This is a genomic window from Candidatus Nanopelagicales bacterium, from assembly GCA_030700225.1.
Lineage (GTDB): Bacteria > Actinomycetota > Actinomycetes > S36-B12.
The window spans coordinates 1-22124 of sequence record JAUYJT010000048.1; the positions used below are offsets into that span (position 1 = coordinate 1).

Here is a 22124-nt window from a genome sequence, read left to right on the forward strand (position 1 = left end):
ACTGACCGCCGAGCTGCTCACATTCACCACAACCAAGTCAGCAGCCGCCAGGAAACCCACCGTCACCGCCAACTCAAAGCGGGCATTCCCAGGCGAGGCAACGAAGACACGTAGGCGGGCATCTTGACATGAGGCAACAGGCTGAGCGCCATTTCTGCGCCACGTGCACCTGTGCGACTCGGGCATCCACAGGAGAGACGGATGTGCAAAAGACTCCTCGCCGAAGAAATGTCGAGCCTGATCGTCGCGGCCGGGCTCGTTGTCGCCGGTGCGACCGCCTACCGCATCACCCGGCTTTACGGAACCGTGCTACGGGCCAGTGAGAATCGCCAGATGTGTCTTAGCTTACATTTCCACTGTCTCTATTGCCTATGCGATGCGGTAATGCTAGAACGTGGTCGATGAAGGCACACGAAGCGTCCGGCGGGAGTCCGTCAGGTCGGCAGCGGAAGGGCCCCGTAGGGAGACGGCCGCTGGCTGCGCTGGTGGCGAGCCTGGTAACTGCAGGGGGGCTCGTAGCTGGCGGTGCTACTACGGCACACGCCGCAGATCCTGGGCAATTCGACACTACCTTCGCGACGAATACGGCCGGTGGCCTCGCCGACTCCGGCTACTCAGTCGCTGCGCAGGCCGACGGCAAGATCGTGGTCACCGGCGCCTTCACTAACGCTGGCGGCGCCACCGCGACCCGCATCGCACGGTTCAACTCCGATGGCACCCCCGACACGACCTTCAACACCGCCATCGCCACCAACGGCGGCTTGGACGACACGGGCCTGTCGGTGGCTGAGCAGGCCGACGGCAAGATCGTGGTCACCGGCGCCTTCACTAACGCTGGCGGCGGAACAGCGAACCGCATAGCCCGGTTCAATGCAGACGGCACCGTCGACACCGACTTCATCACGAACACCAATGGCGGCCTGGGCAACTGGGGCTGGTCCACGGCTGAGCAGTCCGACGGCAAGCTAGCAGTCGTCGGCGGCTTCACCACAGCCGGCGCTGCGGCCGCGACCCGCATAGCCCGGTTCAACTCCGATGGCACCCCCGACACCACCTTCAACACCACCATCGCCGCCAACGGCGGCCTTGACAGCACGGGCCGATCCGTGGCAGAACAGACTGACGGCAAGATCCTGGTCACCGGCAGCTTCCTCAACGCAGGCGGCGCAGCCGCGACCCGCATAGCCCGGTTCAACTCCGATGGCACCCCCGACACCACCTTCAACACCACCATCGCCGCCAACGGCGGCCTGGACGACACGGGCTGGTCGACAGCACAGCAGTCCGACGGCAAGATCCTGGTCACCGGCGACTTCCTCAACGCAGGCGGCGAGGCCGCGAACCACATAGCCCGGTTCAACTCCGATGGCACCCCCGACACGACCTTCAACACCAACACCAGCGGAGGTCTCAGCGCCTATGGCAGCTCAATCGCCGAGCTGGCCGACGGCTACGTAGTTGTCACAGGCCAATTCACCACAGCTGGCGGCGAGGCCGCGAACCACATAGCCCGGTTCAACTCCGATGGCACCCCCGACACCGCCTTCAACACCAACACCAGCGGAGGTCTCAGCGCCTATGGCAGCTCGGTGGTGGAGCAGGCCCCTGGCGTGATCGTGGTAACCGGCCAATTCATCACCGGCGGCGGCACCACCGCGAACCGCATCGCCCGGCTCTACGGCACTGGAACGGCACTGACGCCGACGTTCGGTACCCCGACGTCCACCGCAGACGGGTTCACTGTCCAAGTCAGCAACTACGACGCGGCGTACACGTGGGGCGCGACCGCCACCAGCGGTGCCGTGGCTATCAGCGGTACCGGATTGGTGACCGTTACCGGCCTCGCCCCACAGGCCAGCTCCACAGTGACGGTCACCACGAACCGCACCAGCTACACCGGAGGCACCTCAAACGTCACGGGCACCGCGTCTGCCAAGATCAAGCAGCGACCAGTCAGCCACTGCGCCATCACCCCCAAGAAGCTGAACTCGACCGGCCACAAGAAGCTGGCGAAGAAGGGTTGCATAACCAACGCCGGCCAACGGGTCGCGGTCAAGGTCACAGCGAAGAAGTACGGCGCCACAGCCGCCTACCAGGAGCCCCTCGGCCACAAGAAAGGCTACAGCCTCTACTGCAAGGCCTCCGGCAAGAAGGAGAAGCGAACAAGCTCGGCCGGCTACGGCAAAGGCTTCCGCTACTGCAAGACCCACAAGCGCAGGCTCATGATTCGCACCTACGGGCAATGGAAGAAGATCACCATTACTTGGAGGGCGCCAGCAACTACCACACACACCAAGTTCAAGCGCACCCATAAGTACCGTAGGTTCCGCCACTGACACCCCCAGGGCGCTCTGGAAGGCCACCCACTGCCTTCCCTCCTATCCGGCGCGGTCGGATAGGCTGCACCAAGGAGTCCGAACCTGAGAACACTGGAGTGCCGTGCGCTGTCGGAGTGCTCATCTACCCGTGGTGGAAGACCCCCATGCCCTAGCCAACACGGGCACGAAACTCGCGAGGCGGTTACCCAAGGCTCCTACGGTTGCCGTCGGAGTCCTGACGGTGATCGCGCTCGTGCTGGCAGCCTGTACGTCCTCGCCAGCGAGTCCCGCGCCGGACCTTCCCCCCGCTGACTCCCCGGAAGTGATCGTTCCGCCGCCGCCTCCCCCGCCGCCACCGGAGCTGCCCCGGGGCGGCAGAACGATCTTCCCCCAGTACCGACTTGTGGGCTACTCGGGAGTGAAGGGCGACCCCGCCGAAGCACTCGGTCGCCTCACCGGCGATCTTGACGCTCGCTGTCTTGAAATCGAGAAGATCGGCAAGAAGTACGCCTACGGACGCCAAGTCATGCCGGTGTTCGAGATGATCGCCGTCGTCGTGCAGGCAAGTGCCGGATCCGACGGCAAGTACCGGGTCCCACGACCGTATTCCGAAGTGCGGGAGTACCTGCGTGCCGCGAGGCGGTGCCAGGCCCTGCTTCTGCTGAACATCCAGCCGGGCCGTTCGGAGTTCCTCCCTGAGATGAAGCACTTCGAGAAGATCCTGAGGGAGCCTGATGTCGGCGTCGCCCTCGACCCCGAATGGGCGATGGATCCCGGCCAGATCCCGGGCCGCAGCCTTGGCCATTCCTCAGGCGAAGAGCTCAACGCAGCGGCCGCCTACTTGTCCGGCATCGTGAAGGAGTACGACCTTCCGGAGAAAGCGATGGTCTTCCATCAATTCAACCTGAACACGGTCTCGCACATCAAGGCGCTCAAGCCACATGAAGGCGTCGCGATCATCCGGTCAGTTGACGGGCTCGGGGGGCCGACTATGAAGACCGAGGAGTTCAACGCCTTGACGAAAGGCATGCCACGCTACTTCCACCCAGGCTTCAAGCTCTTCTACAAGGAAGACACCAACCCGCCCTGGGGCAGCCGGTTGATGACGCCCAAGGAAGTCATGGCCCTGAAGCCGAGGCCTGAGTACATCCTGTACGAGTAGCCTGGGGCGCTGGGCCGAACCGAGTGCCCGCGATTCAGGGTCGCTCGTGCGGGTGCTCACTTGAGCGGCTCTGGAATGACAGGATCTTCGGGTTCACGATCACGCCGTCGCGTATCTCGATCGCCCGCCGGATCGTCTCATTGCCCTCCCAGTCATCCGGGCCATCCATGACGCACCTCAAGTACGGCATGAGCGCCTCGCTGATCTCCCACGTCGCCGAGTTCCACAAGTACGACGGGCTGTGATCCACGCCGTAGTAGCGGATGTCGTTCCCGAAAGTCAGCACTGGGTCGTCGAACGCTGTCGGCCTGGCGAACTCGAACCCCATCCCGGCGTCGCAGGAAACGTCCACTAGCAACGTTCCCGGCTCGAACAACGACAGCTCGGTATTCCTGATGAACATCTGCGGCGCATCCGTGTCCTGGAGCACACAGTTCACGACTACCTCGAAGGACGAAAGGAACTGCGCGATTGGCTTGGGCCCATCGTCGGTTAGGACGACGATCTGGTCCGAGTTACCCGGATCCCGCTCCATCCGCTCGAGTACTACTGAGGGGATCGGGGATGCCACCGTTGTCGGGCCGCGCTGTGTCAGGGCCGTGATGTCGTGAATGCCGAGAGCCCTCAGTCCGGTCGCCGCACCTCGCGCCGAGTTTCCGAATCCGATGACCGCAGCCTGGATTTGGCGTCCGTAGTGCCCGGTTATGCCGGCCAGGGTCATGGAATGGAGCACCGAGCAGTAGCCCGCCAGTTCGTTGTTCATGTGGAAGACGTGAACAACCATTGACCCGTCTGCCCCCCAGACGTTCATTGCCTCCCAGGCGATGAGCGTAAGCCGCTTGTCGATGGCCAATTGGGTCATCAGGGGGTCCTGGACGACGTGGGGCCAACCCCAGAGAACCTGGCCGTCTCGCATCTCCGCGACGTCAGCCAACGTGGGCTTCGGCAGAAGCACAACGTCTGCCACTGCGAGGATCTCTTCCCGTGACCGAACTCCGGCGACGCCGCCCTTGAGTTGCTCGTTAGGCACCCCGAAGTGACTGCCGTAGCCAGCCTCGAAGATCATCCGGCCGCGAAGGTCGGGATCGATTCGAGAAAGGTGCCTGGGGTGAATCGGCAGCCGCTGCTCGTTCTCCTTGCCAGACGCCGCCAACACTCCGATTGTGAGCCGCTTCATGTAACTCCCTTGCCGATACTCTCTCCTACCACGATCGAGGCCCGCGTTCACGCGAGTAGGCGAAGGTGATGGCATGTTGCCGAGTGGTCAGGGTGGGAACCGGCGACCAACACTGATCAACATCGCGGGGTCGGATTCCGATAGGTCGAGGGTGGGCAAGTCAAGTCGCACCCGCGGAGTCGTCGCGGTGCGCATCGCTGCATGTCTCGTGGCTGTTGCTCTGGCCGCTGGCGCTGGCGCTGGCGAGGTGCCAGACCACGCTTCACCGGTAGTGAGACAGGCTGGAATCCAGCTCACTTCCGTCCCTTCCCCTGATAAGGGTGTCCCCACTCGCTCGTCGAAGCGGGGACCGAGGAAGATCAAGGCAACCTTCGTGCCCTTGGAGGTGTCAGCGTTTCCACGCAAGGCAGCCAAGTCATGCGCTGACAACACCCGGATCGTCAACGTCCCGTCATCGCGAGCGCGAACTATCGCCCAGGGGCTCAGTGCCGCGACGCCGGGGACAACAGTCCGGGTCCGTGCCGGGACGTACACCGAGCAGCCCGGCGAGTGGTTCGCTCTGGAGCTGGCCAAGAACAACATCTGCCTTCGGTCCCGCGGCGGACGTGTCGTGATCCGGGCCGCCAGCGGGCAACGGTACGGCCTGCTCCTGTCCGGCAGTAGCACCGTGATCCAAGGCATCAAGCTGAAGGGCTTCAGCAGCGGCATCTCCCTTGGCGCCGCGGAGGGCTCAACTCAGCGCCGGGTCACGATCCAGGGCGTGGTTGTCGTTGCAAGGGGTGCCTGGCGGGACGGCATCGTTGCGTACACGGATAACCGAGGCTCGCCTGGGGGGAGGCAACCTCCGGCCGTCGACGGCTTACTGCTGAACAACGTGAGGGTGCGAGGCACTGACATCGGAATCGCCTGCAACGCCGGACCGTGTGCCCACTGGTGGCTCGATCACGTGCGCGTGAAGGGACGCGTCTCGTCTGAAGACTCAGGAGCGGACACGTTCGCCATCGAAGAGGGCAGGCAGATCGCGATCGTCGACTCCAAGTTCGTCACGGCCTCGGCTGACGGCATCGACACCAAGGCCAACGACGTCCTCGTCTTCCGCAGCGCCGTGTACAACGCCGCCCGCAACGCGATCAAGCTCTGGCGCGGCGGCGACGTGATCAACACAGTCGTTGACGGTAGCGGGGCAGATGCCGCCCTTGTCGGCGACGCGGCCGGCCGCTACCGATACGCGCACGTGATCGTCACACGGCACGATCCAGGCGGGTCGGGCTACGTGGGCACCTGGGGCTACGACGGAAACCCCGCGCTGCGGCTGGAGATCGTCAACTCCATCCTCTCCAACAACGCCAGCGGCGGACTGTACGTTCCGAGCACGGCCGGCACGTCAGTCAACATCCGGCGGAACCTGTTCTCCGACCGCGGCGAGAAGCTCCTGGACGCGGGCGGAACCGTCTACATGATCACTTCCTCAGGGCTGTCGGACGCGTCTGCGGCCGGCTACGGATCTGGTAACCAGATCGGGTCCCCGCAGTTCGTGAAGCGGGCAGCACACAACTACGCCACGGCCGCCGGGAGTCGGGCCCGTGATGCGGCAGTTTCGATCCCGGCGCTCAAGGCCGATTTCCTCGGTAGGCCCCGCGTCCTGGGCCCCGGTCCGGATATCGGTGCGGTCGAGAGTCGTCGGTGAAGACCGTCGCGCCAACGTTTCACGTTGTCGGGGATGGTTGAGAGGTGAGGTCACCTCAACTGTGTATCTAGATCATCCTAACCCACGCCTGATATGCTCTAGATCACGCCAGTTACACGCGCCGGAGGTGTGGCATGCGAACGGTGTCTGGGGTGCCAGCCAAGCGCCTCCGCGACCACGTCGTTGGGCACGGCATCAGTGCACTATCTCTCGACGATGTCGTTGAGATGACGGGTCTATCGCGAAGCGCGGCAACGGAGGCTATGCGACGGGCTCGTACTTCCGGCCAGTTCTTCGTGCCCGCACCCGGGCTCTACATCCCGATCCCATCGGAGTTCTCGACGTGGGGCGTCGTGCCGGCGATGGACTTCATCGATCAACTGATGAAGCACATGGGACGGTTCTATTACGTAGGTCTGCTGTCCGCTGCCGAAGTTCATGGTGCCGCACACCAGCGACCGCAGGTGTTCCAGGTCTTCGTCGACAAGGCCGTTTCCGACCGCGACATCGAGCGAGTCCGCCTCAGGTTCTACGAGCGGTCTGACCTCGATGCCGCGGCCGTCCAACTGGTGAACTCCCGCACGTCGCGAGTACGGGTCTCGACGCCGGAGGCCACGGCGTTCGATCTCGTATCGCGGCCACGGGATTCGGGTGCGCTCTTCAACGTGGCGACGATCATCGGCGAACTCGTGCAGGACGAGAAGCTCGACGCCGCCAAACTCGCCGGACTTGCGCCACGGTACCCGCTCGCTGTCGTGCGACGCCTTGGCTGGCTGCTCGATCGGGATGCGGAGTTCGTTGATACGTCCGCGCTGTCCGACGCGTTGTCCGACTTCGTCAGGTCGAACTCCGTCGATGGCCGTCGAGCTGTCGACCTGCTCGCGACGGGGGGGCCGCGTCGCGGTTCAACGAATCGCAAGTGGGGCCTCGTCGAGAACGCAGACGTGGAGCCGGACCTGTGATCCCCAGAGCCGCCATCCAGGCTTGGTCGACAACGCGACCGTGGCCGACGCTCGTCGCGGTGGAGCAGGATCTGGTGCTCGCCCGGCTGATTGTCGAAATCGCGGAGCATCCGCTGCTCGGTGAGGAACTTGTGTTCCGCGGGGGCACTTGCCTTCACCAGGTCGTTCTCGACCGGCCCCGTCGATACAGCGAGGACCTCGACTTCGTGCGCTCGACCCACTCTGGCATCGGGCCACTGCTCGACGCGGTGCGCGACGTTGCCGACACGGTCGGCTTGCAGGTTGCCGGGACGAATATCGGTGCTCATCCGAAGATCAGGCTGCGCGCTCCAAGCGAGACTGACCCTGCCGCGAGCCTACGGATCAAGGTAGAGATCAACACCCACGAGACGTCGCCGGCGTTGCCGACGGTGCGCATACCCTTCTTAGTGGAAAGTGAGTGGTTCGCAGACACGGCCGACGTGTTGACCTTCGCGCCGCCCGAGTTGTTCAGCACCAAGATCCGCGCGCTCTACCAGCGCCGGAAGGGCCGTGACCTGTTCGACCTATGGCTCGCGCTCACGGAGTTGGGCCTCAGTGGCGGCGAGATCGTGTCGGCCTTCTGGCCGTATCGGCCCGACGGACTCACGGCTGCACTCGCCGAAGCGAACCTCCGCGCCAAGCTCGACGACGCACCTTTCAGAAACGACCTTGACGCGCTCGTGACCGAATGGCCCGTCGGGTACGAAATCGACTCCGCCGCCGACATGGTCATTGCCGAGGTGCTCAGCCGACTCGACGGCTGAGCCCGCGAGAACGAACAGATGCTGCACGTGGCCGACGACCCGTGGCTCCGCCGCGAGAAGCTGCGGATCAAGGTCAACTCAGTCGAGCAGTTCACCGACGCCCGGCTGATGGGGACCTGGCGATGAGGGTCCAGAAACAAGGACAACTGCCGCCAAATCTGGGCGCTCCTTGTCCCCCGCATGTTCCCCGAAACGGGACGTGGCCCTCAAAAGGGCTTCTGACTAGGAAATCTACCGGTGGGCGATACTGGGTTCGAACCAGCGACCCCTCGCGTGTGAAGCGAGTGCTCTACCACTGAGCTAATCGCCCGGACAACTACTCAGAACGCGGTTAGACTAACGCAAGTGGGTGCTGGGGGAGGGTCCCCCCGCACAGGGGAGGACAAGGGGAAGCGCCTCGGCGGTAGGGGTATCGCCTTTAGGGGAAGAGGGTCCGCCTTAGTGTCAGGGGGAGGGGAGTCAATGATGATGGGGGTAGCTCCTGCTCGGCAGGAGCCAGTACGAGCGCGTGCGTTTCCGAATCGTTACCTCGGTACGGAACATTGGGCCGAATCGCAGCGTCCCAAAGGACGTGTACGCGTGTTCCCAGCGACGAACTCCCAGGTCCACTGTGACCCGGCACACAGCCACGACATGTGTGCTAGCCCTACCACCGGGCATCCCCGAGACGTGAGAGGAGGCGGCAGATGAACCAGTCAGCGCACGCCCCTGCGGTCACGAGGGATCTCCAGATGCAGGTCGTTCTGGACAATGAAGCTCGCGTGGCATTGCCCGCCAGCGTTTCGTATAGCGCGAATGACCCATTCGCCGTCACTGCGTCGTTCCGCACCGGTGAAGGAAACGTCACCTGGGTATTCGCCAGGGACTTACTGCGGGATGGCCTGACCGAAGCGGCCGGAGAGGGCGACGTCGCGATCCGCCCAGTGCATCCGAGCCGGGGCGCCAAAGTGCTCATCACCCTGTCATCTCCTAGCGGTTCGGCGAGACTCGAAGGTCCGCGGGATGACTTGAGGCTGTTCGTCAACGACATGTACTCACTCGTTCCCGAAGACGAAGAGTGGCGCTACGTGCGGATCGATTCGGTGATCAACGAGCTGCTGGGCTCGAGCGACGACGCGCGCTGACCGCGGCGGCGAGCGCCGCGTCAGGGATCTAGGTTCGCGGCGGCGAGCGCCGCGAACGTACGCGCACACTCAACAGTCACCGGGCCTGGGGCGGCCAGTAGCCTATCCCCCACTCGAGCCACAGGATGGACGTCCCGGGTAGACGACGTGATGAACACTTCGTCGGCTTCTTCAAGGACCCCTCGCGGCAGGGACCGCTCCACCACGCCGCACGAGTTGACAACGAGTTGGCGAGTAACCCCGGCAAGGCATCCCGAGCTCAGCGGCGGAGTCACCGTCAGCCCGGACAGCACGACGAAGACGTTGCTACCCGTCCCCTCGCACAAGTCCCCTCGCAGATTCTCCAACAGTGCCTCTGAGTGTCCGCGCTCCTTGGCCCAGGCGAGGGCGACGGCGTTCTCCCCGTAGGAAGTCGTCTTCAGCCCCGCCAGGGCTGATCGCTCGTTTCTCGGCCAAGGTGCCAATGCCACGGATGTCGTAGCTGGCCATGGCTTAGCTGCCTGGGCTGTGACCGCTAGCGTGGCGGGCCCAGGCCCTCGATCACTTCCCAGCGGCCCAGGACCCGACGTGTAAGTGATCCTGATCCGGCCCTCCGGTACGAGTGACGCACGATTCACCTCACACGTCTTCAGGACCGCCGATCGCGCTACGCCCGGATCAGGTGCCACCAGGCCCAACCCAGCCGCCGATCGCACGAGCCTTTCCACATGGGCCGAGAGCGCGAACGCTTCCCCGTCGATTGTCTTGAGTGTCTCGAACACCCCGTCGCCGACAGAGAAGCCGTGGTCCGTCAACCGAATCCACGGTTCATCCTCATCGACCACATGGCCGTTGACCCAAGCCTTCATGCCCCACCCCCACTTGCCACCGAGAGAAGCAGACGCGCCTTCAGTTCGGTCTCCGCCCACTCTGCCTCAGCATCACTGCCCCACGTGATTCCCGCACCGGTTCCGAAGTGAAGTTGCCCATTCTCCATCCAGAAGCTGCGGATCCCCACGGCGAGCTCCGCCGCCATCCGATCAGCATCGATCCAGCCGAACATTCCGCAGTAGGGGCCACGCTCAACGGGCTCCAACTCTTCGATGACCGACAGCGCCGCGATCTTGGGAGCCCCCGTCACCGATCCGGGAGGGTAGGTGGCCGCGAACACATCGCTCCATGAAGCCTCCGACCTCAATCTGCCGGCGACAGTCGACACCAGGTGGACCATGCCCGGATGGCGCTCGAACTTCAGCAGACGCGGCACCGAGACAGCACCCGTCTGACACACGCGCGCCAAGTCGTTACGGACCAGATCAACGATCATCACGTTCTCGGCCCGATCCTTGTCACGCAAGTCCGACTCGTGCAACCCCGTGCCTTTGATCGGTCCTGACTCGACCAAGTCCCCGGACCTGCGAAGGAACAGCTCCGGTGATGCGCTGACCATCGCCAGCCCTGGAATTCGCACGAAACCAGCGAAGGGGGCCGGGTTCGCGGCGCAGACACGTCTCCACAACGCAGCCGGATCAGCGGCGGCGGGGTCCGGAAGATCAGCACTCATACGTCGGCATAGGTTCGCTTGGTACACATCGCCACTGGCGATGAGCTGGCGAATCTGCTCAACACGCCGTGTGAACTCCTGGCGGCCCAAGCTGCTCGACCATGCCCGCGCATCGGGGCCACGCCAGTCCCCCATCTCGTGGTCGCGCACAGGATTCTTGGTCCATGACGCGAACCGGGCGAGGGTGAACTCGCCCTCGAACGTGGCGACAACCGCCCACTTGCCGCCTGTGTCGAGGCGTCGCGGATCGTTGCTGACCTCGACGAGGCCCCTCGCTACCCAACTCCCCAACACGGCGATGGATCCCGCTGTGGCGTCGCCCTGCGCGCGACTCGCGCCCTGAGCCGACAGATCCCCGGCGTCGCCGCCGCGCACGGCGCGGGACGGTTCTCCTATGCCGACACGCGCGACTGTCACGCTTCGATCATCGCTCAACCCTCCGCCGTCTTGGTCTCCCCTCCCCCCTTGGGCTATCGTTTCGGTGTCTTGGACCGATTCGTCGACGGTGTAGCCCCAGTGGCGCCCCGTTCCGGCGGACGAGCTAGGTAAGCGCGGACGTGGCTCAGCTGGTAGAGCATCACCTTGCCAAGGTGAGGGTCGCGGGTTCGAATCCCGTCGTCCGCTCGGGCGGGGACCTGGGCCACCGTAGTCCTGGGACCTCCACGGTGGAGTGGCCGAGAGGCGAGGCAACGGACTGCAAATCCGTCTACACGGGTTCAAATCCCGTCTCCACCTCACCGAACTGGTGCCGTCGGGCGCGAGTACGGAATGGGCGATTGGCGCAGTGGCTAGCGCGCTTCCTTGACACGGAAGAGGTCGCAGGTTCGATCCCTGTATCGCCCACGAAGCTGCGTCTCAGGACGCTCCGGACGGGCGAAGCTACGCTGCCCCGTTGTTGATCTTGGTCTTGGTTGGCTTGCGGGGACTAGTCCGTCTGCCGTCCCGGTCGCCGCTGCGCGTGGCGTCCAGTGCCCGGTGCGCGGCTAGGAGCGGTAGCGCTTGGTCTTCTTGTACTTCGTGTAGCCCCCGATCGCCGGGGCCTTCCAAGTCACAGTGATCTTCTGCCAGCCGCCGAACGTGCGGACCATCAGCTTGCCGTTCTTGCAGTACCGGAATCCCTTGCCGTAGCCGGCCTTGCGCGTAGCTCTGTCCTTCTTGCCAGAGACCTCGCAGTACAGCTTCGGTTTGGTGAACTTGCCGGGGGGCGACCAATCGGCAGCTTGGACACCGCCCTTCTTCGCAACGACCTTCACCCCGACCCGCTGTCCGGCGTTCGTGAAGCAGCCGGCCTTCTCCAGCTTCCGCGTTCCCTGCGTCGGCAGCTTCTTCGGCTTCTTCACGCAGCCGCTCTCGGGCTTTTGCGTCTGCGCCTGGGCTGTGACCGCGATACCAACCGGGCCGTTAGTTCCTGTGATGAACGACTGGTCCTTGCCGGATCCGTTCAGTTCCGCCCGCCCAATCGTGTAGTCGCCTCCGTTGGTCCAGTACACGTGGTCACCACCGATCGCGACGCCCAAGGGGCCGCTCGCACCGGTGATGAATGACTGATTGACTGACGTGCCGTCGAGGCTTGCCCGCCCCAGCGCATTGGTCTGGTGGTTGGCCCAGTAGATGTGGTCGCCAGTGACGGCGACGTCGAACAGCTCGCTCGCACCGGTGATGAATGACTGATTGACTGACGTACCGTCGAGGTTTGCCCGCCCCAGCGCGTTGGTCCCGAAGTTGGCCCAGTAGACGTGATCGTCATCAATGGCGATTCCGGTCGGGAGGGCGGCACCGGTGATGAACGACTGGTTCTTACCCGATCCGTCCAGTCTCGCCCGCCCAATCGTTCCGGCTGCCAGGTTGGTCCAGTAGATGTAGTCGCCAGTGACGGCGACGCCCCACGGGTTAGAGTCGGAGGTGATGAATGACTGATCTGCTGACGTGCCGTTCAACTTGGCCCGCCCAATCGTATCGGCATCGTTGTTGGCCCAGTAGATGTAGTCGTCATCCAGGGCGATCCCGGTAGGACCGCTGGCGCCGGTGATGAATGACTGGTCTGGGGATGTGCCCTCCGCGCTTGCCCGCCCAATCGTGCTGCCTTCCGCATAGTTGGTCCAGTAGACGTACCGGCCGGTGTCCGCGCTGCCAGCACCTGGCGCGACCAGCACCAGCCCCGCTGACGCGACGGCTACTGACGCGGCCACCGCGAGCCCGGATCGCAGTCGGCGCCAACGGGAACTGGTTGCAGCGCGCGGGCGCGTGTCTGGCCTGTCTGGTCCGGTGTTGATTCTCGTCATGATCGAGATGATGGCGGATCGACCCAGCTGTGTCCTACCGAAGCGCGATATTCCCCTGGCACAACCGCCACCACCAAGCACACCAGTGCCCGAGCAATCACAGGAACACGCAATTCGGTGGCCGCTAACGCTGACCGGCGCTACCGTCGGTCCACAGGCTGCGTCGCCCCGCTGGGGAGTTCGACGCAGCCTGTCCGTCTGTCCGACTTTCGGGCGGCGCGCCAACTCAAGTCGCCAGGGGGTCCTCTCCGAGCGGAGGAACACCCCGCGGCACAAGCTTCGGTTTCTCCACTAGGAACATGCATGCCCAGTAGCAGGTGAACCCGACGAAGATCCCCGCGTAGACATCCATCAGGTAGTGCTGCCGCAGTAACACGGTGGCGGGGTATATCAGAAGCATCCAGGCCATCAGTATCCACGCGGTCTTCGGGATGACGTGACGCAAGCGCCAGAGCGCGATGATCGTGATCGTGGTCCACGTGACGTGGCCGGAGGGGTAGCCGTTGAAGGGCGCGTCCTTGCCCCACACCAGACCCACGAGCCAGCCTCCTACTCCTCCTTCAGCGACCACGTCCTGCGCCGCGTTGTCTCGCAAGACCTCGGTCTGGAAGAAGAAGTAGGCCACGTTGAGCACGAGCTGGCTGACGATCAGCGCGAGTCCCTCTGTTACGAACCTCTTGAAGGAACTGACACCGAGGTTGATGAGCGGCACGATGACAGGCGCGAGCGCGAGGAAACTCAGGTAGGGAATCGCGAGAATCGGCACGAACGGCAGCCGCTCGTCGAGCCAGCTCCGCAATACGAAAGTGTGGGTTTCACCTTGCGCCCCGACGTACGTGGCAGGCGCGGAGTCGAAGGCGGAGTCATAGGGCTGTTTCAGGACTCGCCCGGCTTCCGCGTCGAATGGCCAGAATGTCGGCCAGTGAGACGAATCCGGTCCGGCATCGAACTTCTCGTAGGTCCACATCACCAAGGCGATCCCGATGAAGACCACAACAACCCATATCCACTGTCTGCCGGTGATTCGCCACTTGGGCAACTTCGACTTGACCGGGACCGCTTGAGCTGAACTGGTCATGACACTCCCTTGCCGCTCGCTTGGAATGGAGGCTAGGGCTTCGTCGAGTCCGACGCGCGCTCACGAGATTACCCACCAAAACGAGATCAGCACGGGTGCCAGTAGCGCCCGGTTCAGCCACGCGTTCTACCGTTGGACCCATGAACGCATCGAACGCCACCGAACCCACCATCGACCCCACATCGACTCATGAGGTCCTGAACCAGCCGCCGCTGATGCCGACCCGCGACGTCTTCGCCGACGACGCGGCATTGTCGGAGGCGCTGACCAGGCACGGGGGTGGAGCGCACGCTGACCGGCTGCACGAGTTGGGTCGCCGTGCGGGCCTGCCCGAATGGCGCGCACTCGGAACTGAGGCGAACCGTGACTTGCCGCGCCTGGCCAGCCACGACCGCCATGGCAACCGCCTGGACGAGGTGCAGTACAACCCGGCCTGGCACGACATGATGCGTTCGTCGGTCGAGTGGGGGCTGCACGCGGATCCCTGGCAGAGCGACGAGAAGGGGGCGCATGTCGCCCGCGCGGCGGGTTTCATCATCTGGACCCAGGTCGAGCCCGGCCACCTGTGCCCAATCTCGATGACATACGCCTCGGTCGCGGCGCTCAGCACGGATCCAGATCTCGCTGCGCTGTGGACCCCCCGACTGGCGGCCCGCTCCTACGATTTCGGTCTTCGAGCTCCATCAACGAAGCGCGGGCTCATCGCGGGCATGGCAATGACGGAGAAGCAGGGCGGCTCGGACGTCAGGGCCAACACGACACAGGCGGTGCCCCAGTCCGACGGAAGCTACCGGCTGACCGGACATAAGTGGTTCGTCTCCGCACCGATGAGCGACGTCTTCCTCGTTCTGGCCCAAGCGCCAGGAGGCCTCACCTGCTTCCTTCTGCCGCGAGTGCTGGAGGACGGTACGCGCAACACGTTCCGCATTCAGCGTCTGAAGGACAAACTCGGCAACCGATCCAACGCCTCCAGCGAGGTCGAGTTGGCCAACACCTACGCCGAGCGCCTGGGCGACGAGGGCCGCGGTGTCCGGACCATCGTGGAGATGGTCTCCGCGACTCGCTTGGATTGCGTCTTGGGCGCCGCGGGCTTGATGCGAGGTGCGGTATCGGCCGCCACTTGGCATGTGAGCCACCGAGCCGCGTTCGGCGAGACACTCGTGGACCAGCCGTTGATGCGCAATGTCCTGGCGGATCTCGCGGTTGAGGTCGAAGCGACGATCGCGCTGGGCATGCGCTTGGCCGCAGCGGTTGACGCGGCGCAGGCGGGCGACCAGTCGGAAGCCATGCTGCGCAGGATCGCGCTCCCGGCGGCTAAGTTCTGGTCGACCAAGCGCAGCATCGCTGTGGCCGCCGAGGCACTTGAGTGCCTGGGCGGTCCCGGATATGTAGAAGACTCCGGGATGCCGCTCATCTACCGCGAAGCTCCGGTGAACTCGGTCTGGGAGGGCTCCGGCAACGTCAACTCCCTCGACCTGCTGCGGGCAATGGCCAAGGAGCCCGGATCCGTAGACGCGCTCCTGCTTGAGCTGGGCAAGGCCAGTGGGGCCGACAGCCGGTACGACGCGGCGGTCGCTGACCTGTTGACCCAGTTCTCCGACCTGAGCGATCTGGAATACCGCAGCCGCGGACTAGCAAGCAGGATCGCTGTTCTTCTGCAGGGTGCTCAGCTGCTGCAGTACGGTCCTGACGCGGTCGCCGATGCTTTTGTCGCCACACGTATAGCGGGCGACGGCGGCACGCAGTTCGGAACACTGCCGCGTGGCCTGGATGTGGACGCGATCATCGACAGGGTGCTGCTGGCCAGTACCTGACCGTTTCCACGTTGGCGCACGGCGTTCCGCGTGCCGAATCGCAAAGATGTGCGCAGAGCGTCATCCATGACAGGATCGCCCATGTGCGAATGCTCCTGCCCGATCAGGTGATGGCGCTGTCACCGGCCGGGATCGCCGAAGCCCATGAATGGCCAGCGGATCGCAGGTGGGTCCGCGCCGTGATGGTCTCAACGGCCGACGGCGTCGCGATCTCACCTGCGGGGCTATCGGGAGGGATATCGAGCCCGAGTGACCGTCTGCTGTTCGCGACTCTCCGTGGGCTAGCTGATGTGATAATCGTCGGCGCTGAAACCGCGCGCAAAGAAGGCTACGGACCCGTCGAACCCCGTCACGAAGTGGCCGAGCGGCGCAGACTCGCGGGGCAAAGCCCAGCTGCACGGCTCGCGATAGTCAGCCGATCGGGAGCTCTGGACCCGTCGTCCACCCTATTCACGGGACCGGACAGGCCCATTGTGATTACTGTTCGCGACCTCCCACCCGAACGACTCGCGGCCTTGACTCCCGTCGCCGACATCATCGCGTTCGGTGAAGGATCCGTGGATTTCGCGGCGACGCTGGACCAGCTGTCCGAACTCGGCCTGACCCGGATCTCCTGTGAGGGTGGGCCACACTTGCTGGGGGACCTAGTAGCGGCAGGCCTGGTCGATGAGCTCTGTCTGTCCATCACTCCGCTCATCTCAGGTGGAACATACGCTGACGGTCAGCCTTTGCCGCGAATCCTAGCCGGGGTCCCACTCCCGAACGCCCCTCACCCGCTTCGTCTCGCCCACGTGATGGAAGACCACGGCACCGTCTTCCTGAGCTACCTCCTCGAGTAGACATCTGGGTGCTACGTAGATGGCGGCGTAGTGCGCCGGACTTCAGTTCGGTGGTAAAGCGGCGCCCCGGTTCACACGGGTCTGGCTTGCTGTTCGATGTACTGCTTGACGATGCTCAACGGGGCTCCGCTCACGGACCCGGCGAAGTACGACACCGACCATAGTCTGTTCGCGCGACTGTAGTGGAAGCGCAAGTCGGGGAACTCTTCGCGCATGCTGCGGCTCGACACGCCCTCCAGTCGTCGCAGGTGCGAATCGGAGAACACTCGATGCCGATACTTGGTGACGATGACCAAGTGGGCGTGCGGGATGTGGGCGCTGTGGCGTCCGGTGCGGACGCGACCCAGCTCGGCTGTCGGCCCTGAAGGGTAGGTTCGAACCGTGGCCACGAAGCGGTACCAGTATCGGGTGCGAGGCAGCCTCGCGCCCGAGCAAGGTATCGCGGTGGCGAAGACGTTCGGGTGCGCTCGCGTCGTCTTCAACGACGTGATCCACGCCCGGGAGGAAGCCTTCAAGAACGGTGAGGCGTTCCCCAAGAGTGGCGACCTGTCCAAACAGTTGATCACTCAAGCGAAGCACACCCCGGAACGTGAGTGGCTGTCCGAGCCAAGTGCTGTGGTGCTGCAGCAAGCCTTGGCGGACGCTGACCGCGCGTACCGCAACTATTTCCAGTCCCTGTCGGGGAGGCGGAAGGGGCCGAAGGTCGGCAAACCCCGGTACAAGAGCAAACGTGACCGGCGGCAGTCGGTTCGATTCACGCGCAACGCCCGCTTCAAGGTGCGGCACGTGTCGGCCAAACGCGCGTTGCTCACGTTGCCGGGGATACCAGGCGAGTTGCCGTTAGCCTACTCCCGGCCCCTGCCCGGCGAGCCCTCGTCCGTCACCTTGATCCAGGAACCGGACGGCACATTGTTCGTGTCGTGCGTGGTCGACGCCCCGGCCCGGGAACCGCTGCCGCGGGTGGACCGGCACGCTGCCGGTGACTTGGGGTTGACCGACCTGGTGGCGGTCGTGGCCAGTGACGGCACCCGATACAAGGTGCCGAACCCGCGCACTCTCCGCAAGGCGGAACGAGACTTGGCGAGGAAGCAGAAAGCACTCAGTCGCAAAGAGAAAGGATCGAACAACCGGGAGAAGGCTCGCGTCGAGGTGGCTTGCGCACACCGCAAGGTGCGCAACCGCCGGCTGGACCACGCACACAAACTGGCGTTGACGCTCATCCGTGAGAACCAAACGGTGAGTATGGAAGCGCTGCGGGTGCGCGGACTGGCGAGAGCAGGAGCGAAAGGCAAGCGGGGCCGTGGCCTGCGCAAGAGCGTCCACGACGCCGGGTGGGGGCAGATACTGCGCCTGCTAGTGGTGGGGGTACCCCCGCCCGAAGGGGAGGGGGAAAGGCAGGCGAGTACGGTCGGACGGTCACGCTCGTGGACCCCGCCTATTCCAGCCAGACGTGCAGCGTCTGCGGAGTGTTGGACGGGCCGAAACCGTTGTCAGTTCGGGAGTGGGAGTGTGGCGCGTGCGGCGCGGTCTTGGATCGTGACTACAACGCCGCTGTTTGCTTGTTGGTCGCCGCAGGGCATGCGGAGACTCTAAACGCCTGTGGAGGAGATGTCAGACTGGCGCTCGCGTCAGCGATTTCCCGTGAAGCAGGAACCAGTGGGAACCCGCGAGGTAGTACCACCCCCCAAGCGGCATAATCGCGAAGGGAGAATCCCCCACACATTCATGTCGGGGAGGAGCGTCAAGTTCGTCGAGTCACGGTCAGGCCAGGGAGGTGAGGCCGGAACTATGCCGAAACGCATGGCCGCCGCTCTCGCCGTCACGGCTCTGCTCGTCACCGCACAGATAGCGGCTTCGGCTCCCAGCGCCCCGATGGCCGCAGCCAGCCACACCACCCAACAAGCCGCTGCTCCAGCGTCCGTGCGAACAGCGATACTGCCCCCACGTTGGCGCGGTAGGAACGTCACCCGCCTACCGACGAAGCGACGCGTCGTAGCCCTCACGATCGACTGCGGGAGTGGTAATGGAGCCGCTCGGTCCATGATGAGAACGCTGCGCGAAAAGAACGCTGAGGCCACGTTCTTCGTCACGGGCGCCTTCGCGCGCAACTACCCAGGCGACGTGCGGCGCATGGCCAAGGCCGGTCACACAGTCGGAAATCACAGCGACACACATCCGGACTTCCGTAACCTGTCGACCCAGCAGCAGACCAAACAGATCAAGCGCGCGGGATCACGCATCACCGCCTTGACTGGATTCACGCCTCGCCCCTGGTTCCGCTTCCCGTACGGCGGGTTCAGCCAGTCGTCAATCAAGCTCGCCAACAAACATGGTTATGCTGCGGTCGGTTGGACGGTAGACACACTCGGATGGCTTGGGACCAGTGGAGGCCAATCGGCGCAGTCCGTGATTCGGCGGGTAACGGCCGCCGCCCGCCCAGGCGAGATCGTGCTCATGCATTGCGGGGCCAATCCGACCGACGGCAGCAAGCTGGACGCGAAGGCGCTTCCCACCATCATCGACCGCTTGCGCGCCAAGGGGTACGAGTTCGTCCGGCTCGGCGACTCGCCTCCCCGCTACTGACGCAGCCGCCACGCAACCCAGCCAGAGCGGTCGACCGCCGTGATTCGCCCCTGTGCTCCAGCCCGCTACCCGCGGCCTGTGGCAGCTACTTGCAGCCGCTGCGCGACGGCCTCGGCCGCCACGCGAGCACCGCCAACGACAGCGGCGACGCCGACACCATCGAAGGCCGCGCCGCAAAGTTCGAGCCCGTGAACCCCCGCGATAACCGACCTGATCCGCTCCACGCGCCGCACATGACCGGTCGCGTACTGAGGCAGTGCATCCATCCACCGCGTGACACGGAAGTCGATCGGAGGTCGCGATATCCCAATCGCCTCCGCCAGTTCCTCATGAATATCACCGACGAGGTCAGCGTCATCTCGTTCTAGAAGGTCTTCCTCGCCCAATCTGCCGATCGACGCCCTGATCATCACCATCGAGCCTGGCCCGCCCCTCCTGGTGCGAGCGGCCCGGGCGATCCAATCCCACTTGCAGGAGGCATACGTCGCGGCCTTGACCATCCGCCCCTCCGTGGGCGAGACCAGGAACCCCGACCCTGACATTGGGCTGACAGCGTCAGCAGGGTAGGCGAGTCCGACCACTGCCATGCTCGACATGTCAATAAGGCCCAGGTCGTTGGCGGCCGGTGGACAGATGTGGGCCAACAGGGCTGAAGCCTCATGTGGCGGCAGCGCGACGATGACCTCCTCGGCCTCGACCACTTCCTGACCTTCAGCTGAGGCAACGATCAGCCGCCAGTGATCGTCAAGGCGGTGCAACGACTGAACCTGAACTCCTGTGCGGACCGTGCCGCCGAGGGACTCCACATGCGCCGCGACAGCCTGCGGGAGTCGGCCCACTCCCCCGCGAATGCCAGCGAACACGGGCCCTCTGCGCGCTCCAGCGCTGCGACCGCCGCCGCGAGCGGTGCGCTCGACAGCCTTCAGCAGTGACTTCTCGTGTCGCAGCTCACGGAACAGCGCGGGCACTGTGGCCTGCATCGAAAGCGCATCCGCGCGGCCCGCGTACACCCCTCCGAGGATCGGCTCAACCAGAGCGTCTACGACCTTGCGACCCAGACGCGACTCCACGAACGCACCCACCGACACGTCATTCTCGAATCGGGTCGCTGGCGCCGCGTACTCCAGCGGCAGCCTGAGCACGGTCCGAAGTGGTAGAACTCCTGACGACGTCAACGCACGCAGATCCGTGGGAACGCCCATGAACGTCGGGGGCATCTGGCGCAGTCGGTCCCGAGTCCACAACGAAACCCCAATGACTTCCGGATGCACAATGTCTCGGTCGAGCCCGACTGACCTGGCGAGCCCTACGGCTTCCGGCCTGCTCGACTGCATGCCCTCCGCGCCCTCGTCCAGAGGCACACCCGCCACTTCGCTGACCTGTAGCTTCCCGCCAACCTGTCCGTCTGCTTCAAACACCGTCACATGCGCCCGGCCGTCAGCGGCTCCAAGGAGGGAGTGTGCTGCGGTCAGACCAGCGATCCCTCCGCCTATCACAGCAACTCTCGGCGTTCCGGTGCGTGGCGCCGGAAGGACGCGCAGGCCTCGCCGCTTGTTATGTACCACTTCGCCGGGGGGTGCGGCGTCGCTCGCGCTCGTTGTCATGATCCAACAGTGCCACTACTCGGCGCCGAGTGCTCAGCCAGCGGCTGCGTGTCCGCCAACGGTGCTACTGGAAGGCGCCGCGTCGGCTGCTCGTGGACCCACTCCACCAGCTCTGCCAAGCGAGCGGGATCGGTTTCGGGAAGCACCCCGTGGCCGAGGTTGAGTATGTGCCCGCGAGCGCAGGCGCCTTGGGCGAGGACACGTCGGGTCGCATCCTTTAGCATCTGCCCTCCAGCAAGAGCGAGCGCCGGATCTATGTTCCCCTGGACGCTGTGCCCCAGGCCGATCCGTCGAACAGCATCGGCCATATCGACCCTGTGATCAACGCCCACGACTTCACACTCCTCGACAGCCATGTCCGATAGCAGCTCACCGGTTCCGACCCCGAAGTGAATTCGTGGAACGCCAAGATCTGCTGTGGCAGCGAGCAGTCGGCGGCTATGTGGCAGCACCCGATCCACGTAGTCGCTCCGGCATAGGGCTCCGGCCCAGGAGTCGAATACCTGAACAGCGCTCGCTCCGGCCAGAACCTGTGCCCGCAGGAACTCGCCGCACAGGTCTGCCATTCGTGACAGCAACGCATCCCACAGCCGCGGCCTGGACCACATCAGCGCCTTAGTCCTGTGGTGTCCCGAGCTCGGACCGCCCTCGATCATGTACGACGCCAACGTGAAGGGAGCGCCACAGAAACCGATCAGCGCAGTCCCATCGAGTTCGCGAACTAGCTGGGCGACGGCGTCTGTGACACGAGAGATCGCCCCGGCGTCCAGACTGCCAAGCCGCTCAAGGTCGCGCTCGTGGCGAAAGGGTTCACCCAGGACAGGCCCGACTCCCTCGCGGATATCAACATCCACACCGGCAGCTCGAAGGGGTACGACGATGTCACTGAACAGAATGGCGGCATCCACTCCGTACCGCCGCACCGGCTGCATCGTGATCTCGACCACGAGATCGGTGTTGAAGCAGGCGGAGAGCATGTCCGTTCCCCGCCGGGCTGCACGGTACTCCGGCAACGACCTGCCAGCTTGCCTCATGAACCAAACAGGTGTGCGGATCGGAGCTAGGCCACGTGCGGCAGCTATCAGGGGGCTGTCAGTGGTCGACGTGCGGATCGGATGCCCACTGGGCAGGCCTGAGTATCCGCGCATTTCGGCAACCGGCGAGGT

Annotated in this window: 18 protein-coding genes and 4 tRNA genes; 13 read left to right on the forward strand and 9 right to left on the reverse strand. The window is 64.4% G+C overall.

Annotation, left to right across the window (positions count from 1 at the left end; all coding sequences use genetic code 11):
* Nucleotides 1-485 precede the first annotated feature (485 nt).
* Together Q8P38_07110 and Q8P38_07115 are read left to right on the forward strand one after the other, a co-directional pair.
* Entirely contained in the window at nucleotides 486-2336 is a 1851-nt protein-coding gene (locus Q8P38_07110; protein ID MDP4014366.1) for a hypothetical protein, read from the forward strand.
* A gap of 133 nt (nucleotides 2337-2469) precedes the next feature.
* Nucleotides 2470-3480 (forward strand): hypothetical protein, encoded by a 1011-nt coding sequence (locus tag Q8P38_07115; protein ID MDP4014367.1) that lies wholly within the window; start codon nucleotides 2470-2472, stop codon nucleotides 3478-3480.
* 34 nt (nucleotides 3481-3514) lie between these two features.
* Here Q8P38_07115 and Q8P38_07120 read toward each other — a convergent pair whose 3' ends face one another.
* Entirely contained in the window at nucleotides 3515-4657 is a 1143-nt protein-coding gene (locus Q8P38_07120) for a N(5)-(carboxyethyl)ornithine synthase (protein MDP4014368.1), read from the reverse strand.
* A gap of 187 nt (nucleotides 4658-4844) precedes the next feature.
* Between Q8P38_07120 and Q8P38_07125 the strand changes: the two genes are divergently transcribed.
* The 3 genes from Q8P38_07125 (at nucleotide 4845) to Q8P38_07135 (ending at nucleotide 8091) form a co-directional block, all read left to right on the forward strand.
* Nucleotides 4845-6344, forward strand: coding sequence for a choice-of-anchor Q domain-containing protein (locus tag Q8P38_07125; GenBank protein ID MDP4014369.1), 1500 nt, complete (start codon nucleotides 4845-4847; stop codon nucleotides 6342-6344).
* Nucleotides 6345-6478: 134 nt separating this feature from the next.
* The gene (locus Q8P38_07130) at nucleotides 6479-7306 is read left to right on the forward strand and encodes a type IV toxin-antitoxin system AbiEi family antitoxin (GenBank protein ID MDP4014370.1); all 828 of its coding nucleotides are present in this window, start codon (nucleotides 6479-6481) and stop codon (nucleotides 7304-7306) included.
* Nucleotides 7303-8091: a nucleotidyl transferase AbiEii/AbiGii toxin family protein gene (locus tag Q8P38_07135; GenBank protein ID MDP4014371.1), complete on the forward strand. Its 789-nt coding sequence runs from the start codon at nucleotides 7303-7305 to the stop codon at nucleotides 8089-8091. The genes Q8P38_07130 and Q8P38_07135 overlap by 4 nt, the downstream gene beginning before the upstream one ends.
* A 238-nt stretch (nucleotides 8092-8329) precedes the next feature.
* On the opposite strand, the gene Q8P38_07140 is transcribed toward Q8P38_07135, so the two are convergent.
* Nucleotides 8330-8401 (reverse strand) — tRNA-Val (locus Q8P38_07140).
* Between the two features lie 376 nt (nucleotides 8402-8777).
* On the opposite strand from Q8P38_07140, the gene Q8P38_07145 reads away from it, so the two are divergent.
* Complete coding sequence (locus Q8P38_07145; GenBank protein MDP4014372.1) at nucleotides 8778-9215, forward strand: SsgA family sporulation/cell division regulator; 438 nt, start codon at nucleotides 8778-8780, stop codon at nucleotides 9213-9215.
* Nucleotides 9216-9235: 20 nt separating this feature from the next.
* Here the strand turns inward: Q8P38_07145 and Q8P38_07150 are convergent, their stop codons facing one another.
* On the reverse strand, nucleotides 9236-10063 hold the full coding sequence (locus tag Q8P38_07150; protein ID MDP4014373.1) for an aminotransferase class IV: 828 nt from the start codon (nucleotides 10061-10063) through the stop codon (nucleotides 9236-9238).
* Nucleotides 10060-11175, reverse strand: a complete 1116-nt coding sequence (locus Q8P38_07155; GenBank protein ID MDP4014374.1) for an anthranilate synthase component I family protein — start codon at nucleotides 11173-11175, stop codon at nucleotides 10060-10062. The genes Q8P38_07150 and Q8P38_07155 overlap by 4 nt, the downstream gene beginning before the upstream one ends.
* Before the next feature lie 134 nt (nucleotides 11176-11309).
* Here Q8P38_07155 and Q8P38_07160 point away from each other — a divergent pair.
* The 3 genes from Q8P38_07160 to Q8P38_07170 all read left to right on the forward strand — a co-directional run bounded on the left by Q8P38_07160 (nucleotide 11310) and on the right by Q8P38_07170 (nucleotide 11601).
* A tRNA-Gly gene (locus Q8P38_07160) sits at nucleotides 11310-11382 on the forward strand.
* A gap of 40 nt (nucleotides 11383-11422) precedes the next feature.
* Nucleotides 11423-11493: transfer RNA gene (locus Q8P38_07165), tRNA-Cys, on the forward strand.
* A 35-nt stretch (nucleotides 11494-11528) separates the two neighbouring features.
* Nucleotides 11529-11601 (forward strand) — tRNA-Val (locus Q8P38_07170).
* Nucleotides 11602-11741: 140 nt separating this feature from the next.
* On the opposite strand, the gene Q8P38_07175 is transcribed toward Q8P38_07170, so the two are convergent.
* Together Q8P38_07175 and Q8P38_07180 are read right to left on the reverse strand one after the other, a co-directional pair.
* Nucleotides 11742-13040 (reverse strand): DUF5050 domain-containing protein, encoded by a 1299-nt coding sequence (locus Q8P38_07175; protein MDP4014375.1) that lies wholly within the window; start codon nucleotides 13038-13040, stop codon nucleotides 11742-11744.
* Nucleotides 13041-13266: 226 nt separating this feature from the next.
* Nucleotides 13267-14118 (reverse strand): phosphatase PAP2 family protein, encoded by an 852-nt coding sequence (locus tag Q8P38_07180; GenBank protein MDP4014376.1) that lies wholly within the window; start codon nucleotides 14116-14118, stop codon nucleotides 13267-13269.
* A gap of 140 nt (nucleotides 14119-14258) precedes the next feature.
* Here Q8P38_07180 and Q8P38_07185 point away from each other — a divergent pair, with 140 nt between their 5' ends.
* Both Q8P38_07185 and Q8P38_07190 read left to right on the forward strand, forming a co-directional pair.
* The gene (locus tag Q8P38_07185) at nucleotides 14259-15932 is read left to right on the forward strand and encodes an acyl-CoA dehydrogenase family protein (protein ID MDP4014377.1); all 1674 of its coding nucleotides are present in this window, start codon (nucleotides 14259-14261) and stop codon (nucleotides 15930-15932) included.
* An 89-nt stretch (nucleotides 15933-16021) separates the two neighbouring features.
* Nucleotides 16022-16771, forward strand: coding sequence for a pyrimidine reductase family protein (locus tag Q8P38_07190; GenBank protein MDP4014378.1), 750 nt, complete (start codon nucleotides 16022-16024; stop codon nucleotides 16769-16771).
* A 71-nt stretch (nucleotides 16772-16842) separates the two neighbouring features.
* Here the strand turns inward: Q8P38_07190 and Q8P38_07195 are convergent, their stop codons facing one another.
* Nucleotides 16843-17118: a transposase gene (locus Q8P38_07195; GenBank protein ID MDP4014379.1), complete on the reverse strand. Its 276-nt coding sequence runs from the start codon at nucleotides 17116-17118 to the stop codon at nucleotides 16843-16845.
* 34 nt (nucleotides 17119-17152) lie between these two features.
* On the opposite strand from Q8P38_07195, the gene Q8P38_07200 reads away from it, so the two are divergent.
* The gene (locus tag Q8P38_07200; protein MDP4014380.1) at nucleotides 17153-18364 is read left to right on the forward strand and encodes a transposase; all 1212 of its coding nucleotides are present in this window, start codon (nucleotides 17153-17155) and stop codon (nucleotides 18362-18364) included.
* A gap of 195 nt (nucleotides 18365-18559) precedes the next feature.
* Complete coding sequence (locus tag Q8P38_07205) at nucleotides 18560-19354, forward strand: polysaccharide deacetylase family protein (protein ID MDP4014381.1); 795 nt, start codon at nucleotides 18560-18562, stop codon at nucleotides 19352-19354.
* 65 nt (nucleotides 19355-19419) lie between these two features.
* Here Q8P38_07205 and hemG read toward each other — a convergent pair whose 3' ends face one another.
* Together hemG and hemE are read right to left on the reverse strand one after the other, a co-directional pair.
* The gene (gene hemG, locus Q8P38_07210) at nucleotides 19420-20958 is read right to left on the reverse strand and encodes a protoporphyrinogen oxidase (protein ID MDP4014382.1); all 1539 of its coding nucleotides are present in this window, start codon (nucleotides 20956-20958) and stop codon (nucleotides 19420-19422) included.
* Complete coding sequence (hemE, locus tag Q8P38_07215) at nucleotides 20955-22106, reverse strand: uroporphyrinogen decarboxylase (protein ID MDP4014383.1); 1152 nt, start codon at nucleotides 22104-22106, stop codon at nucleotides 20955-20957. Before hemE ends, hemG begins: the two co-directional genes overlap by 4 nt.
* Nucleotides 22107-22124 lie beyond the last annotated feature (18 nt).